The 16,511-nt window shown below is 46.1% G+C and carries 12 protein-coding genes; 10 read left to right on the top strand and 2 right to left on the bottom strand.

All coding sequences use genetic code 11. The annotated features are described in order from the left end of the window. Window positions 1-53: 53 nt before the first annotated feature. The 4 genes from L3V33_RS18605 (at window position 54) to L3V33_RS18590 (ending at window position 4,053) form a co-directional block, all read left to right on the top strand. The gene (locus L3V33_RS18605; RefSeq protein WP_004729726.1) at window positions 54-320 is read left to right on the top strand and encodes a DUF4212 domain-containing protein; all 267 of its coding nucleotides are present in this window, start codon (window positions 54-56) and stop codon (window positions 318-320) included. Window positions 321-330: 10 nt separating this feature from the next. After that, a complete protein-coding gene (locus tag L3V33_RS18600; RefSeq protein ID WP_054548240.1) occupies window positions 331-2,034 on the top strand; it encodes a sodium:solute symporter family protein in 1,704 nt (567 codons plus the stop codon). Between the two features lie 210 nt (window positions 2,035-2,244). Then, on the top strand, window positions 2,245-2,631 hold the full coding sequence (locus L3V33_RS18595) for a hypothetical protein (RefSeq protein WP_081009021.1): 387 nt from the start codon (window positions 2,245-2,247) through the stop codon (window positions 2,629-2,631). Window positions 2,632-2,643: 12 nt separating this feature from the next. Further along, the gene (locus L3V33_RS18590; RefSeq protein ID WP_237291023.1) at window positions 2,644-4,053 is read left to right on the top strand and encodes a class II fumarate hydratase; all 1,410 of its coding nucleotides are present in this window, start codon (window positions 2,644-2,646) and stop codon (window positions 4,051-4,053) included. A 77-nt stretch (window positions 4,054-4,130) separates the two neighbouring features. Here L3V33_RS18590 and L3V33_RS18585 read toward each other — a convergent pair whose 3' ends face one another. Together L3V33_RS18585 and L3V33_RS18580 are read right to left on the bottom strand one after the other, a co-directional pair. Next, window positions 4,131-7,562 carry a PAS domain-containing hybrid sensor histidine kinase/response regulator gene (locus tag L3V33_RS18585; protein WP_237291022.1) on the bottom strand — a complete coding sequence of 1,144 codons (3,432 nt, stop codon included), beginning with the start codon at window positions 7,560-7,562 and terminating at the stop codon, window positions 4,131-4,133. 112 nt (window positions 7,563-7,674) lie between these two features. Further along, window positions 7,675-8,865: a 3-phenylpropionate MFS transporter gene (locus tag L3V33_RS18580; protein WP_237291021.1), complete on the bottom strand. Its 1,191-nt coding sequence runs from the start codon at window positions 8,863-8,865 to the stop codon at window positions 7,675-7,677. Window positions 8,866-9,093: 228 nt separating this feature from the next. Here L3V33_RS18580 and L3V33_RS18575 point away from each other — a divergent pair, with 228 nt between their 5' ends. The 6 genes from L3V33_RS18575 (at window position 9,094) to accC (ending at window position 16,394) form a co-directional block, all read left to right on the top strand. After that, window positions 9,094-10,926 carry a DUF294 nucleotidyltransferase-like domain-containing protein gene (locus L3V33_RS18575; protein ID WP_237291020.1) on the top strand — a complete coding sequence of 611 codons (1,833 nt, stop codon included), beginning with the start codon at window positions 9,094-9,096 and terminating at the stop codon, window positions 10,924-10,926. A gap of 11 nt (window positions 10,927-10,937) precedes the next feature. Continuing rightward, the gene (locus L3V33_RS18570; protein ID WP_237291019.1) at window positions 10,938-11,570 is read left to right on the top strand and encodes a 3'-5' exonuclease; all 633 of its coding nucleotides are present in this window, start codon (window positions 10,938-10,940) and stop codon (window positions 11,568-11,570) included. 218 nt (window positions 11,571-11,788) lie between these two features. Further along, window positions 11,789-13,738 carry an acetate--CoA ligase gene (gene acs, locus L3V33_RS18565; protein WP_004729734.1) on the top strand — a complete coding sequence of 650 codons (1,950 nt, stop codon included), beginning with the start codon at window positions 11,789-11,791 and terminating at the stop codon, window positions 13,736-13,738. A 323-nt stretch (window positions 13,739-14,061) separates the two neighbouring features. Beyond that, the gene (aroQ, locus tag L3V33_RS18560; RefSeq protein WP_004729735.1) at window positions 14,062-14,511 is read left to right on the top strand and encodes a type II 3-dehydroquinate dehydratase; all 450 of its coding nucleotides are present in this window, start codon (window positions 14,062-14,064) and stop codon (window positions 14,509-14,511) included. Between the two features lie 74 nt (window positions 14,512-14,585). Next, the gene (accB, locus tag L3V33_RS18555) at window positions 14,586-15,035 is read left to right on the top strand and encodes an acetyl-CoA carboxylase biotin carboxyl carrier protein (protein ID WP_017083823.1); all 450 of its coding nucleotides are present in this window, start codon (window positions 14,586-14,588) and stop codon (window positions 15,033-15,035) included. Window positions 15,036-15,050: 15 nt separating this feature from the next. Then, window positions 15,051-16,394, top strand: a complete 1,344-nt coding sequence (accC, locus tag L3V33_RS18550) for an acetyl-CoA carboxylase biotin carboxylase subunit (protein ID WP_065207430.1) — start codon at window positions 15,051-15,053, stop codon at window positions 16,392-16,394. The last annotated feature ends 117 nt before the right edge of the window (window positions 16,395-16,511 follow it).

The raw sequence follows: 16,511 nt of genomic DNA, 5'->3' as shown, positions 1-16,511 counted from the left end.
CAAAACGGTTTCACAAAAACGGTTTCTACGAAAACGGAATAAAGGAGAAGGCAATGGCGTTCGAATCTACGGAACATGCTCAAGCCTACTGGAAGGAAAACTTGGGAATAATGGGAACACTACTCGCAATATGGTTTGTGGTGTCTTACGGCGCTGGCATCTTATTTGTGGATGTCCTCAATACCATTCAATTTGGCGGATTTAAGCTAGGTTTTTGGTTCGCTCAACAAGGTTCAATTTATACCTTCGTGGCGTTGATATTTATTTACGTTGTTCGCATGAATAAGCTGGACAAAAAATACAACGTACAGGAAGACTAGAGGCTAGAACATGGATATTCAAACTTGGACGTTTATTCTCGTCGGTATTACTTTCGCAGTATATATCGGCATCGCAATCTGGGCTCGTGCTGGAACAACTAGTGAATTCTACGTTGCTGGCGGCGGCGTACACCCAGTAGCAAACGGCATGGCAACAGCCGCTGACTGGATGTCGGCAGCATCGTTCATCTCAATGGCAGGTATCATCTCATTCGTTGGTTACGACGGTGCGGTTTACCTAATGGGTTGGACAGGTGGTTACGTACTACTTGCGCTATGTTTAGCACCTTACCTACGTAAGTTCGGTCAGTTTACGGTTCCTGATTTCATCGGTGAACGTTACTACTCGAAAACAGCACGTATGGTAGCGGTATTCTGTGCAATCTTCGTATCATTTACGTACGTTGCAGGCCAGATGCGTGGTGTTGGCGTTGTATTCTCTCGTTTCCTAGAAGTTGATATTAACCTAGGCATCATCATTGGTATGGGTATTGTGTTCTTCTACGCAGTACTGGGTGGCATGAAAGGCATCACTTATACGCAGGTAGCTCAATTCTGTGTCCTCATTTTCGCCTTTCTTGTTCCAGCAATCTTTACCTCAATCATGATGACGGGTAACCCACTACCACAAGTTGGTATGGGTTCAACGCTATCTGGCACGGATGTTTATCTTCTTGATAAACTGGATGGCCTAACCGAAGAGCTCGGATTTACCGCCTATACCGAAGGTAACAAGAGCATGGTGGATGTATTCTTCATCTGTGCAGCTCTAATGGTCGGTACTGCGGGTCTTCCACATGTAATCATTCGTTTCTTCACAGTACCAAAAGTACGTGATGCTCGTATCTCAGCGGGTTGGGCACTACTGTTCATCTCATTGCTATACACAACAGCACCTGGCGTTGCAGCTTTCGCTCGTGTAAACATGATCGAAACGATTAACGGCCCAGACATGCAAGGTGTCGCAGCAGCAGACGCACCAAGCTGGTACAAAAACTGGGAAAGCACTGGCCTAGTAGGTTGGGAAGATAAGAACGGCGATGGCAAAATGTTCTACTCGGGCGATGAACGCAACGAGATGAAGATTAACCGTGACATCATCGTACTGGCTTCTCCAGAGCTAGCAAAACTACCTAACTGGGTTGTAGCACTACTCGCAGCCGGTGGCCTAGCAGCCGCACTATCAACAGCCGCAGGTCTACTATTGGTAATCTCAACGTCGATTTCACATGACTTGTTGAAGAAAGGCTTTAGACCAAACATGACCGACAAGCAGGAGCTGTTAGCCGCTCGTTTGGCCGCCATGGTCGCGATTGTCGGTGCTGGTTACTTAGGTATTAATCCACCAGGTTTCGTAGCTCAGGTAGTAGCGTTTGCCTTCGGCTTAGCCGCAGCATCCTTCTTCCCTGCCATCATCCTAGGTATCTTCTACAAGAAGATGAACAAGGAAGGCGCTATTGCAGGTATGTTGTCAGGTATTGCCTTCACAGCAAGCTACATCATCTACTTCAAGTTCATTAACCCAGCAGCAAGCACACCGGAAAATTGGTGGTTTGGTATCAGCCCAGAAGGCATCGGTACGCTAGGTATGTGTCTAAACTTTGTAGTATCAATTGCAGTGAACAAAGTGACCGCTGAAGTTCCTGAAGATGTACAAGAGATGGTTGAGTCTATCCGTTATCCTAAAGGTGCTGGTGAAGCTCACGACCACTAAGAAGCTCGCGACTTAGTGACTAGGATAAGAAGTACTTAGAAAATGAATCAGTACTTACATTGTAGGGATTAGGTACTGACTCAAGAAAGCCGATACTTTATGTATCGGCTTTTCTTTTTTCCTGCCATTTTATAAAAAGACTAAAGAAAGGGTTGTTTTTAAATTCTCATTTGATAATAATTATCATTAACATCCATTAAAGAGATGCAAATGATGATGAAAGAGCAGCAGGTTCTCTATTCGAGATTTTACAAAGCACAGGATCGCTTTACTTCATTAGAGCAAGTTCAAGGTAACGAACCGTTTGTGATTCGAGACTATATCGAATGCGCACTCACGCTTTCGGCTTACTATGAAAAGCATGCCGCTCAAGAAAATATCCTGTTGTGTGAACTGTACCTACGCCAAGTTTTCTTTCATTTAATTGAAGCGATTGAGTCTCCTAACCACAGTTTCACCTTTCGCCATATCTGCCTAGACTCTATTCACTCTCCACTATTTTATTTAAAACGCCACTACCGCCAGCAACCGCACGGCCAAGCGCGTTTTTTGAATATCAGCCAGACACTACAACAAGTCCAAGCTCCACTTGGCTAACAAGGATAGAACATGACCCAAGAATTTCGGATTGAGAAAGACAGCATGGGCGAAGTTAAAGTTCCTGCCGATGCGCTATACCAGGCACAAACTCAACGTGCCGCGGATAACTTTGCGTTTAGTTCGCACAAGATGCCAACCAGCTTTATTCAAGCACTGGCGTTAATTAAGCAAGCCGCCGCCGATACCAACGCTCAATTAGGCTTATTAGAAGGTGATATTGCGAACGCAATTGCCGAAGCAAGCCAAGAGATCATTGAGGGTAAACACCTCGAGCAATTCCCTATTGATGTTTACCAAACGGGCTCAGGTACTAGCTCCAACATGAACGCCAACGAAGTCATTGCCACGCTCGCTTCAAGAAGCTTACAAGGCGACGTGAACCCCAATGATCACGTCAACATGGGTCAAAGCAGTAACGATGTCGTGCCAACGGCGATCCAAGTGAGCGTTGCTTTGATGACAGAAAACAAATTGTTGCCTGCATTAACTCACCTTTCTGCAGCACTTACAGTTAAACAGCAAGAGCTTGCTGAGGTAGTAAAAACAGGTCGTACTCACCTAATGGATGCGATGCCGATTACCTTTGCTCAAGAGCTTGGTGGTTGGAAGTTCCAGATTGAACACGCCAAGCAAGCCATTGAAAGCAGTTTGCCAGCAATCAAGGCGCTTGCTCAAGGTGGCACAGCGGTAGGTACGGGCATCAATGCCGACCCACGCTTTGCCGATAAGTTTGCGAGTAACCTGTCTCAATCGACAAAGATCAGTTTTACCTCGAGTGAAAACTTCTTTTTTAACCTCAGCAGTCAAGACGCGATCGTTGCGTTTTCTGGTCAGCTTAAAACTGCAGCAGTTGCGATCCTCAAGATCTCAAACGATCTTCGCTGGATGAACTCCGGACCGCTGGCTGGCTTAGGGGAGATTGAGTTACAAGCACTGCAACCGGGCTCGTCTATCATGCCAGGAAAGGTCAACCCTGTGATTCCAGAGGCTGCAGCCATGGCGGCGGCGCAAGTGATTGGTAATGACACCACCATTACGATTGCTGGCCAATCGGGTAACTTCCAATTGAATGTGATGCTGCCAGTTATTGCTCATAACGTTCTAGAAAGCATAGAGTTGTTAGCCAACAGCTCAGTCGCACTGGCTGATAAAGCGATAGCTACCTTCACCGTGCGCCAAGACAATCTCGATTTAGCGCTGTCAAAGAATCCAATTCTCGTGACAGCCCTAAACCCTGTAATTGGTTACCTCAAAGCGGCGGATATTGCCAAGAAGGCCTACAAAGAAGGCTTACCGATTCTTGATGTTGCGGAAAGAGAAACCGACCTTAGTCGAGAAGAACTCAGCAAGCTTCTTGATCCAACCACACTGACACAGGGTGGTATTGCTGGTTATCTATTTATCTATTTATCTAGTTAAAAAGCGAATAGGCATTAACAATCCTTACTGAAACAAAAAAGGCCTCATCCGAGGCCTTTTCTACATCCGTTCATTAATTAGCTCACCCGATTTAAGACCGCTCTGAGTTTTAGCGGCTTGACGGGTTTAGCGATAAAGCTGAAGCTATTGGCTTTTATCGCTGCCAGCATGTCATCGGTTCTATCAGCACTGATGATGACCCCTTCAAAAGAATCCCCAAGACGTAAACGACACTGCTGCAGGACTTCGAGTCCGGTTCGACCATTATCCAAACGATAATCAGAGAAAATCACATCAGGCTGCCAACCATCATCTAGGCACTTCAAGCTTTCAACTAGATCAACGGCTGTCTTAACCTCACAACCCCAACGACCAATCAAGTTCTCCATTCCGACTAAAATCTCTCGTTCATTATCGACACACAATATTTTCAAGTGCTCGATATCACTGGTCGCCATTGGCGTCGAAGCTTGTACAACCGGAGCCACCTTTTCAGCTCTCGCTAAGGTGATGGAAAAGACACTGCCTTGACCCGGCCATGAACGCATCGATATTTGATGACCAAGCACATGGGCAATACCTTTGGAGATGGCTAATCCTAGCCCTAACCCCTGATCAGCACGCACTTGGCTACCACGAGTAAATTCTTCGAAGATCTCTTGTTGCTTGTCTTCATCGATACCGGTTCCGTTATCCCACACATCGATTCGCACCTGACCATTCACTCGTCTCACACCGAGGACCACTTTGCCCTCAGGGTTATAGCGGAACGCATTAGTCAAAAAGTTCTGAATCACTCGTCTTAATAATTTAGGGTCAGAATGAATGAACAATGACGATGGGATCATTTGAAACTGGATTTTTTGTTGTATCGCTAAAGCGCTAAATTCCGCATTCAAATTGGTTAGTACATCATGCACGGCAATCGCATGAATGTTGGTTTCTAACTTGCCGGATTCCAAGCGCGAGATATCCAACAAATCACCAATCAGATCTTCAGCCGCACCAAGGGCACTCTCGATGTGAGATGAAAGCTGTTTGACCTCTTGTTCTTTGGCGACCTCAGATAGCGAAGAAGCAAACAAACGAGCAGCATTTAATGGCTGCATCAAATCGTGACTCACAGCCGCAAGAAAACGACTCTTGGATTGTGATTCTTGATCCGAAATCTGAGTTGCTTTTACCAAGCGATGGTTAAGCTTCTCGAGTTCTTGAGTTCGTTCATGCACTCTCGATTCCAAGCTTTCGTTAGCATCTTTTAGCGCTTGCTCAGCTTGTCGGAATACCGTGATGTCGGTAAAGCTCATCACAAAGCCACCACTTGGCATCGGGTTACCTTGCACTTCAATCACTCGACCATCAGGACGAATACGAGAAGAAGTATGTCGGGTGCCTTGTTCAAGGTGATAAACACGGCGGCGAACGTGATCTTCCGGGTCGCCAGGACCACACAAACCTTGCTCAGCATTATGACGAATCACATCTGAAATCGGTCGACCAACCTGAATCAAGCCAGCAGGGAACTCAAACAGTTCTAAGTAACGTTGATTCCACGCCACCAGCCTCATTTGTTTGTCGATTACTGCAATACCTTGGCCAATATGTTCAATCGCACCTTGCAGTAAACCACGACTGAAGTCGTACAGCTCAGAGGCTTCATCAACGATAGTTGCAACCTCTTCAAGCTGCATGTTTCTGCCTTGTAAAGCAGAAGTGAGTACTAACTTAGCAGACGAAGCACCAAACACCCCAGCAAGCACGCGCTCTGCGTGTCGAATCAGACTCGCAGGTGCTTGTTGATTGGGAAGTAACGGCTGACCGTGTTGCTGCCAATAGCTGTGTAAGGCGCTTTTCGCTCGCTTGCGACCCACAAAACGCGATGCCAACATCTCTAATTCTGCGACTGTCACACGGTTCTGATAGAGGCTGATGTTCTCATTTTCAGGCAGTGGTGTACCAACAAATGCTGCCGATTGTAAGCGCTCACTTAGGCTTGGTCTGGTCGTCATCGAGACCACGGCATAGCACAAGGTATTGAGTAAAATACTCAGCACTATGCCCCAATTTGAGCTGCTAACATCCCAACTTCTCAGCAGTTCTGGCGGCGTGATAATCCACAGCAGTAAGTTACTTTCGCTATCGCCCGCTAGCATGCTGGTTTGACTCATCAGGGTAATCAGCCAGATCACCGAACCGACAAGCAAACCGACATAAACACCCTTACGGTTTCCGGGACGCCAGTACAATCCACCAATTAATGCAGGAGCGAACTGAGCAATCGCAGCAAAAGAAAGAAAGCCAATAGCCGACAATGAATGGATAGTATCGAGGGCCTGATAAAACAACCAAGCACCAAGTAACAGCAGCAAAATTAACCCGCGTCGAATCACCAGTAACAGGCCAGAAAAATGTCGATGTGTTCTTTGGGTTAGACGCATACGGCGCAGCAGCAATGGCATCACTAAATCATTCGAAACCATGATCGCTAATGCGATGGTCGATACAATCACCATGCCACTCGCCGCCGAAGTACCTCCGAGGAATGCTAACAAAGCAATGTGATTAGCACCTTCTGCCATTGGCACACTGATAACGTAAGTATCAGCCGGCATGTCAGTGAGCAACCCTTGTCCTGCCCAAGCAATTGGCAGCACGAACAGTCCCATCAAAATCAGGTAAAGCGGAAACAGCCAGCGAGCAGTATGCAGATCTTGAGGACGTTCGTTCTCAACCACCATGGTGTGGAATTGGCGCGGCAGACAGACAATCGCCAACATGGTTAAAACGGTATGAATAATTAAGGTCGGAATATTCGGCGATTCGTAGGTGGAAGCCGCCACATCAAGTAAGTCAATTTTGTCACTGCTCACCGCAAGGTACATGATGAACAAGCCAACAATCAAAAATGCCGCGAGCTTAACGATGGATTCAAACGCTACAGCCATCATCATGCCACGGTGGTGTTCAGTGTTATCGATGTGTCGCGTGCCAAACAACATCGTAAAAATGGCCAATGCACCTACCACAAACCAAGAGACGTGATAGTCCTGATAACCAAAATCAGTGGCTAGGTTTGGCGCAACAATATCTAAGCCCATGGTAATACCGCGCAATTGCAGGGCGATATAAGGAAGAATGCCAACCACAGCGATAATGGTCACCGCCACCGCTAAGCCTTGAGATTTTCCATAACGAGCCGCGATAAAGTCGGCAATAGAGGTGATGTGTTCACGCTTGGCGATGAGGATCAGCCGAGCTAAGATCCGCCATCCCAACGTGAAAACTAAAATAGGGGCAAGGTAGATGGGCAAGAAGGACCATGGGTTATTGCTCGCCTGCCCGACCGTTCCATAAAAGGTCCAAGAGGTACAATACACCGCAATAGAAAGGCTATATATCCATGGACGCCAGCGTGATAGCCAACGAACTTGCCTGTCTCCATACCACGCGATCAGAAATAACACGCCCAAGTAAGCTAAAGAGACTGGAATTACTACCCATCCTTGCATTGAAAACCCTTTCTTCATCCATAAAAAAACCTCTCCATAAGGGAGAGGTTTCAATTTAACTAGGGAAGTGCGTTTAACTCAATCGCATCGCTTAAATTCTGTGCTTTGGGCTTTAATTCTGAGCATCAGATTGAGCTGAGGCTGTTTGATTGACCTCAACGACTGAGCTTCTTTCATCCAGTTTAATGAACAAGGCCAATCCGCCCATCGCAGCCATGCCCCAGAAAATATTCGCACCCCAAAGCTCATAACCCCAACCACTTAAGGTCGTCATTAGCGCGATAAAAGCACCCAGTGGGATCGCGTTGTACAGAGCTTGCAGGGCAACCATCTTGTTCTGTTCTTCAGATTGGATGTATTGAATCGCCGCGATGTGTGCCATGGCGAATGTCACCCCGTGCAGCAACTGAGCCACTAACAATACTGGAATCGCAATCGTTGATGCTGTGATACCCCAACGAGCCATTACCCCGATACCAGCTATCACAAACAGAGTGCGCAATGATAATCCAGCAAACAATCGCTTGCTCAGAGCAAATACAGCCACCTCAGCAACCACAGCCAAGCTCCACAGATAACCGATGATCGCCTCAGAGTGCCCCGCCTCTTTCCAGTAAATCGCACTAAAGCTGTAATACGCGGCGTGGCTTCCTTGAAGCAGTGCCATCAATGCAAGAAACTTCACTACCGACGATTCACGTAATAGTTGACCAAGTTTAGGTCTTTCAGCGACTTGCTCTGATTCTGTCACCGGCATTACGTTCGGGTTTCTCATCGCGAACAACAGAGAAACCAAAACTCCTGCCAGCGCAGTATACAAAATCATATCCGTGCCAAATTCAGCCACCAGATAACCAACCACCGTTGAACCTGCAATAAATGCAACCGAACCCCACAAACGTGTACGTCCGTAATCGAGCATCTTGAGACGGCTGTAATGGTTCGCCATTGCGTCAGAAAGCGGAATAATCGGTCCATAGCAGAGGTTGAACATTACCGTTGCTAGCAGCATCAATACAAAGCTACCACCAGTAAAGAAATGGAAACCAACAAATAATAGCGCGACAAAACTGAGGCAACGCAATGCTGGTATTAAATGCTCAACTTTATGGATACGCGGTGTTATCACAAAGTTGGCAACACAACGCGTAGCCAAACCCACACCAATTAATACGCCAATGTCCCCTGCAGAAACGCCTTGGTCTTCAAACCACAACGCCCAAAATGGCAAATAGACGCCATATGCAAAAAAGAAACCAAGGAAATACTGGGAAATCCAACCATAGGGGGAAGGGTTAAACATAGGTGACCTATAAAATGTGTAGAAAAAGGCAGCGTCAATTATGCCTATCTCGCATAAGATGAAAAAGGGAATAATTACTAAGATAACATTCCCATATTGAACCCAATCGTCATTTCACACTTCAATCAAGATCATGCTTCAGCCAGAACCACATTCGCATTTAGACTAAAGTCGTCTGGAGCTTCTCTGGTAATTTGTCAGACTGAGTAAAGACTCCCACTTGTTTCGATGCTTATGCCTGATAAATTTAATATGCAGCACCCACCCTTCGATAGTTTGTCCGATGCCGAACAGTTAACCCTGCGCTCATCATTGGATGTGGTTTACTACCGAGCGCTCGAGGTGATATTGGAAGCTGACCGACCAAGTCGTCATCTGCATATTCTGATTAAAGGCGCCGTAGAAGAGCGGGCAAGTAGTGATGGTGAAATATATGCACACTATGCCAATGACGATATTTTTGACGTCCGCAGCCAATTCGAGGCTCATACCAAACACCAATATATCGCGCTCGAAGATACATTAAGTTATCTGCTGCCCACTGATATTTTTCTCAATCTTTACCACGCCAACGGGCAATTCGCGGCTTACTTTGATAGTAACTTATCGACACGAAAAGCATTGATTGAAGCAGCACAGCAACAACAAAACTTGGCCGAATTTATCTTGACCAAAGTGGATGAATCTATTTATCACCCACCACTGATACTAAAGCCGAATCAACCCATCAACCAAGTCACTCAAACCCTTAAAGAACAAGGTTTAGACTCAGCTTTGGTTCATTTGGATCATGATGTTCCAAAAGCTTTTGGAACATCATGTACCTTACCGTATGGAATCGTCACACGGACCAATTTATTACATGCTGTAATGCTGGATAATTTCCCACTAGATACCCCTGTCGGTGATATTGCGACCTTTCCGGTAATGCATGTCAATCAAGGCGATTTTTTGTTTAATGCCATGATTACCATGACTAGAAATCGTGTAAAAAGACTGATGGTTTGTGATGGTCTTAATGCAGTTGGTATGGTGGACATGACGCAAATTCTCAGTGCGTTTTCCACTCATTCACACGTTCTCACTTTACGTATTGCGCGAGCCACCAGCGTTGAAGAGTTGGCAATGGCATCCAACAAACAGCGTCAACTGGTCGAGAGTTTGCTCAGTAACGGGATTCGTACGCGCTTTATCATGGAGCTAATTTCTGCGGTTAATGAACAGATCATAGAAAAAGCTTTTGAGTTGGTGATCCCACCAGCACTGCATAATCATTGCTGCCTAATCGTATTGGGTTCCGAAGGCCGTGGAGAACAAATTCTCAAAACCGATCAAGACAACGCGCTAATAATTCAAGATGGCTTGGAGTGGCATCAATGCCAAAGTGCCATGAACGATCTCACCCACACACTGCAGCAATTGGGCTATCCACTGTGCCCGGGCAATGTGATGGTCAACAACCCGAAATGGGTACATTCAGAAAAAGAGTGGAAACAAACGCTCACCCGTTGGGTAAAAAAAGCCACGCCAGACACCGTGATGGATATTGCTATCATGGCGGATGCACACGCCGTTGCGGGTAACAGAGAGTTATTAAAACCAGTAAAACAACACCTCAGTGATTTGATGCTCGGACAGGAATTGATTCTGACTGAATTCTGCCGCCCTGCTCTGAACTTCTCGGTTCCCCTCACCCTGTTTGGTAATGTAAAAAAATCCAAATCAGGGCTCGATATCAAACAAGGCGGCATTTTCCCTATTGTGCATGGTGTGAGAGCGCTCTGTCTTGAGCATGGTGTCACGGTCAACAACACCTTCGAACGCATTGAGCAGCTGGTCAGCAAGAAGGTATTAGAGCAAAGCACCGCAGACAATCTCAGTGAAGCTCTCAAACAATTCTTTAAGTGGCGCTTAGCCCAAAGGCTTTCTCAGCAGCACAGCAGCAACAAGATCAACGTCAAACTGATGGAGCGAGCAGACAGAGATCTGCTTCGTCATAGCCTACATGTGGTGAAGAAATTCAAGCAATGGCTAGGTTACCACTATCAGATAAGAGATTAGGCGGCTGAACGATGAATAGATTGGTTCGTTATTACTGGCATCACAAGCTCAAAGGCTCTCATTATCAGCCTCTGTTTGCTACGCCTACGCATAATGAATATGTATCGCTCGATTGTGAAACCACCAGCCTCGACCCTAATCAGGCGGAATTAGTCACTATTGCCGCGACAAAGATCATCGGTAACCGAATCATTACCAGCCAACCTTTTGAAGTTCGACTCAGAGCCCCTCAGTCACTCGATTGTAATTCCATCAAAATCCACCGCATTCGCCATCAAGATCTAAAGCACGGTATAGAAGAGAAACAAGCTCTAATTGAGCTACTGAACTTCATCGGAAATCGTCCTTTAGTCGGCTATCACATCCGCTATGATAAAAAGATTCTCGACCGTGCCTGTTTAAAACAGCTGGGATTTCCACTGCCTAACCGATTAGTCGAAGTGAGCCAGCTCTACCAAGACAAACTCGAAAGGCAGCTACCCAATGCCTATTTTGACCTCAGTATCGATGCCATCTGTCGTCAGCTCGATTTACCTATCCCGGTCAATAAACATGATGCATTACAAGATGCTATCTCCGCTGCGCTGATTTTTGTTCGCCTAAAGCACGGCGACTTACCGCGCTTCAACTCTTCGTATACCTAATTCAACTACTGCCTTTCCACATAGAGAGCAATCTCTCAAAAATGAACTTAACTCGCTATTTTTTAAGTGAAAAGCGGCGTCTCATCCTAAAGTCTAATTGTGGAAATCGCCGTCCTAGCCGAGAGTGATAGCACAACGACGGTTCTGTAATAGACCTAGAAACTGAACACAAAGGAAGTTGCCAGTTCATTAGGAATGTAGGCACAAGGAGAGATGCAATGAGTGAAGCCCACGTTTATCCGGTAAAAGAAAATATTAAATCAACCACACACGCGGATAATGACACTTACCTAGCCATGTACCAGCAATCTGTTTCTGACCCTGAAGGCTTTTGGGGTGAACACGGAAAAATCGTTGATTGGATTAAGCCTTTCACACAGGTAAAAAACACCTCTTTCGACCCTGGCCACATTGACATTCGCTGGTTTGAAGATGGCACGCTTAACGTTTCAGCCAACTGTATCGACCGCCACCTTGCTGAGCGCGGTGATGAAGTCGCGATTATCTGGGAAGGCGATGACCCGGCTGATGACAAAACGCTAACTTTTAATGAACTACACAAAGAAGTGTGCCTGTTTTCAAATGCTCTAAAAGAGCAAGGTGTACGCAAAGGTGATGTGGTTTGTTTATACATGCCAATGGTACCAGAAGCTGCAGTAGCCATGCTGGCATGTACCCGTATCGGTGCGGTTCACACAGTCGTATTTGGTGGTTTCTCACCAGAAGCTCTGTCTGGTCGTATTATCGATTCAAATTCTAAAGTCGTTATCACTGCCGATGAAGGCGTGCGTGGCGGCCGTGCTGTTCCACTGAAGAAAAACGTCGATGAAGCACTGACTAACCCTGAAGTGAAGAACATCGAGAAGGTTGTTGTATTCAAACGCACCGGCGGTGATGTTGCTTGGCACGAACACCGCGATGTGTGGTGGCATGATGCTATCGCAAATGTATCGGCAGATTGCCCACCAGAAGAGATGAACGCAGAAGACCCACTATTCATCCTTTATACGTCAGGCTCTACAGGTAAACCGAAAGGTGTTATGCACACCACAGGTGGCTACCTTGTTTATGCAGCCATGACCTTCAAATACGTATTCGACTACCAAGAAGGCGAAACCTTCTGGTGTACAGCAGATGTGGGCTGGATTACTGGTCACACTTACCTTGTCTACGGTCCACTTGCCAATGGTGCAAAAACCATTCTGTTTGAAGGCGTGCCGAATTACCCGAACACAAGCCGCATGAGTGAAGTGGTCGATAAGCATCAAGTTAATATTCTTTATACTGCACCAACGGCGATTCGTGCCCTAATGGCAAAAGGCAATGAAGCGGTTGAAGGTACTTCTCGTGACAGCCTAAGAGTCATGGGGTCAGTAGGTGAGCCTATCAACCCTGAAGCGTGGGAGTGGTATTACAAAACAATTGGTAATGAGCAGTCTCCGATTGTCGATACATGGTGGCAAACAGAAACGGGCGGTATCTTAATCTCACCACTGCCGGGCGCAACAGACCTAAAACCGGGGTCAGCGACTCGCCCATTCTTCGGTGTACAGCCCGCGCTGGTTGATAACATGGGTAACATCATTGAGGGTGCAACAGACGGCAACCTTGTGATTCTTGACTCTTGGCCAGGCCAAATGCGTACCGTACATGGCGATCATGACCGTTTTGAACAGACTTACTTCTCAACCTTTAAAGGCATGTACTTTACGAGTGATGGTGCTCGTCGTGATGAAGACGGTTATTACTGGATTACGGGCCGTGTGGATGACGTGCTTAACGTATCAGGTCACCGTATGGGTACCGCTGAGATTGAATCCGCTCTAGTGGCGTTTGATAAGATTGCTGAGGCCGCTATTGTCGGTATTCCTCATGATATTAAAGGCCAAGCCATTTACGCTTACATCACGTTGAATGATGGTGAGTTCCCAACTGCAGAGCTTCATAAAGAAGTGAAAGACTGGGTACGTAAAGAGATTGGTCCTATCGCAACGCCAGATGTCCTGCATTGGACAGACTCTCTGCCAAAAACTCGTTCGGGTAAGATCATGCGTCGTATCCTGCGTAAAATTGCCACCGGCGATACTGGAAACCTAGGTGATACCTCGACGCTGGCCGACCCAAGTGTGGTTGATAAACTGATTGCAGAGAAAGCTGAACTGGCATAAGCAACCCATCACATTAGCTAATCACTGTTTAAAACAGACCATAATGAAACCGTCACCTATGTGGCGGTTTTTTTATGGCCGATCTTGATCTCAAATATCTTCGATAAAATTAAAGCAATCGTGGTTTTTTGTTAAGTTGATAACAATTCCATGCTGTACTTATAGGAGATTAGACCAGTAAATTGCTGCGATTTGCGCTGAATTAGCTATAATCTGGTTCTAATTTTTAAATTTGGGTTTTTCTTACTGGAAATTAACCCCAAATTTTCAATAAAATGGCAACATTCACATTCGTAAACACGATAAAGGAAGATAGCCCCACAATGTCTACAAAGTTTCGCATTCTAGTTTTAAATGGCCCAAACCTTAACCTGTTAGGCCTTAGAGAGCCTGCACACTACGGTTCTCAAACACTTGACCAGATTATTAGCTCATTGACCGAGCAAGCGAAAACACAAGATGTTGAGCTGTCTCACTTACAGTCAAATCGTGAGTATGAACTGATTGAAGCTATCCATAGTGCTTATCAAAATGTTGATTTCATTATTATCAACCCAGCGGCCTTTACACACACCAGTGTGGCGTTGCGTGATGCACTACTTGGTGTTGCTATCCCATTTATTGAGGTTCACCTATCGAATGTTCACGCACGTGAACCATTCCGTCACCACTCTTACCTATCTGATAAAGCAGAAGGTGTGATTTGTGGCTTAGGTGCCCAAGGTTATCAATTTGCTTTGACGGCTGCGCTCAACAAGCTCAACGCAAAGTAAATAAAAACAACGAACTATTACTAACCTACTCAGTCAAAGAGTAAGTTCAATCAACAGATAAAGAGAAAGAAACAATGGATATTCGCAAAATCAAAAAGCTAATCGAATTGGTTGAAGAGTCTGGTATTTCTGAGCTAGAAATCTCTGAAGGTGAAGAGTCAGTACGAATCAGTCGTAACAGCCCTGTATCTGCAGCACCGATTCAATATGCAGCGGCTCCAGCTCCTGTAGCGGCAGCACCTGCGGCGGCACCTGTAGCAGCAGAAGCAGCAGCTCCTGCAGTTCCAGCTGGTCACCAAGTTCTTTCTCCAATGGTTGGTACTTTCTACGGCGCTCCAAGCCCAGATGCAAAACCATTCGTTAAGGTTGGTCAATCTGTAACTGCTGGCGAAACGCTATGTATCGTTGAAGCAATGAAAATGATGAACCAAATCGAAGCTGATAAATCTGGTGTTGTAACGGCTATCCTAGTTGAAGACGGTCAACCAGTAGAATTCGACCAAGCTCTAGTAATTATCGAATAATAGAGAGCACTCATTATGTTAGATAAATTAGTAATCGCGAACCGTGGTGAAATTGCACTGCGTATTCTGCGAGCATGTAAAGAGCTTGGCATCAAAACAGTAGCTGTTCACTCAACCGCTGACCGCGATCTTAAGCACGTACTGCTTGCAGACGAAACCATTTGTATCGGTCCAGCTCGTGGTATCGATAGCTACCTAAACATCCCTCGTATCATCAGCGCTGCTGAAGTAACGGGTGCAGTCGCTATCCACCCTGGCTACGGCTTCCTATCTGAAAATGCAGATTTTGCAGAACAGGTAGAGCGCAGTGGTTTTATCTTCGTTGGCCCTAAAGCTGAAACCATTCGCATGATGGGTGACAAAGTGTCAGCTATCACGTCAATGAAGAAAGCTGGCGTACCTTGTGTACCGGGCTCTGACGGCCCTCTTGATGATGATGAAGTGAAAAACAAAGCGCACGCTAAGCGCATTGGTTTCCCTGTAATCATCAAGGCATCTGGCGGCGGCGGCGGTCGTGGTATGCGTGTTGTTCGTACTGAAAAAGAACTAACAGAAGCTATCGCAATGACTCGTGCTGAAGCAAAAGCATGTTTCAATAACGACATGGTTTACATGGAAAAATTCCTAGAAAACCCACGTCACATTGAAGTACAAGTGCTTGCAGATGGCCAAGGCAATGCTATCCACCTAGGTGAGCGTGACTGTTCAATGCAGCGTCGTCACCAGAAAGTTGTGGAAGAAGCGCCAGCACCAGGTATCACTGAAGAGATGCGTAAGTACATCGGTGACCGTTGTACTCGTGCATGTCTTGAGATTGGTTACCGCGGCGCAGGTACATTTGAATTCCTATACGAGAACGGTGAGTTCTACTTCATCGAAATGAACACTCGTATCCAGGTTGAGCACACGATTACTGAAATGGTAACGGGTATCGACCTAGTGAAAGAGCAACTTCGCATTGCTGCTGGTCAGCCTCTATCATTCACACAGGATGATATTAAGCTGCGCGGCCACTCAATCGAATGTCGTATCAACGCGGAAGATCCAGTTCGTTTCCTACCATCTCCAGGTAAGATCACGCGCTTCCATGCTCCAGGTGGTATGGGTGTTCGTTGGGAATCTCACATCTATACTGGCTACACAGTACCACCACACTACGATTCAATGATTGGTAAGCTGATCACTTACGGTGAAAACCGTGATGTCGCTATCGCTCGTATGAAGAACGCATTGGGTGAGATGATTGTTGAAGGTATTAACGTTAATACTGAACTTCAATTGGCTATTATGAACGACGAAAACTTCCAACACGGTGGTGCAAACATCCACTATCTTGAGAAGAAGCTTGGTCTACAATAGAAGCTAGCCTTCCGTAATGAGTTCGCTATAGAACACTAAAAAATGCTCACTTCGGTGAGCATTTTTGTTTTTAGTGCTCCGGAAAAGGCAAGCTAAAATCCCCATGATAATGCGTGG

Source organism: Vibrio sp. A2-1 (genome assembly GCF_021728355.1).
Lineage (GTDB): Bacteria > Pseudomonadota > Gammaproteobacteria > Enterobacterales > Vibrionaceae > Vibrio > Vibrio splendidus_K.
This window is presented reverse-complemented; position numbering and strand designations above follow the sequence as displayed.

Excerpts from the sequence above, each read along its gene's own strand:
- L3V33_RS18605 (WP_004729726.1), top strand. The coding sequence starts at position 54 with ATGGCGTTCGAATCTACGGAACATGCTCAAGCCTACTGGAAGGAAAAC.
- L3V33_RS18600 (WP_054548240.1), top strand. The coding sequence starts at position 331 with ATGGATATTCAAACTTGGACGTTTATTCTCGTCGGTATTACTTTCGCA.
- L3V33_RS18595 (WP_081009021.1), top strand. The coding sequence starts at position 2,245 with ATGATGATGAAAGAGCAGCAGGTTCTCTATTCGAGATTTTACAAAGCA.
- L3V33_RS18590 (WP_237291023.1), top strand. The coding sequence starts at position 2,644 with ATGACCCAAGAATTTCGGATTGAGAAAGACAGCATGGGCGAAGTTAAA.
- L3V33_RS18585 (WP_237291022.1), bottom strand. The coding sequence starts at position 7,562 with ATGCAAGGATGGGTAGTAATTCCAGTCTCTTTAGCTTACTTGGGCGTG.
- L3V33_RS18580 (WP_237291021.1), bottom strand. The coding sequence starts at position 8,865 with ATGTTTAACCCTTCCCCCTATGGTTGGATTTCCCAGTATTTCCTTGGT.
- L3V33_RS18575 (WP_237291020.1), top strand. The coding sequence starts at position 9,094 with ATGCTTATGCCTGATAAATTTAATATGCAGCACCCACCCTTCGATAGT.
- L3V33_RS18570 (WP_237291019.1), top strand. The coding sequence starts at position 10,938 with ATGAATAGATTGGTTCGTTATTACTGGCATCACAAGCTCAAAGGCTCT.
- acs (WP_004729734.1), top strand. The coding sequence starts at position 11,789 with ATGAGTGAAGCCCACGTTTATCCGGTAAAAGAAAATATTAAATCAACC.
- aroQ (WP_004729735.1), top strand. The coding sequence starts at position 14,062 with ATGTCTACAAAGTTTCGCATTCTAGTTTTAAATGGCCCAAACCTTAAC.
- accB (WP_017083823.1), top strand. The coding sequence starts at position 14,586 with ATGGATATTCGCAAAATCAAAAAGCTAATCGAATTGGTTGAAGAGTCT.
- accC (WP_065207430.1), top strand. The coding sequence starts at position 15,051 with ATGTTAGATAAATTAGTAATCGCGAACCGTGGTGAAATTGCACTGCGT.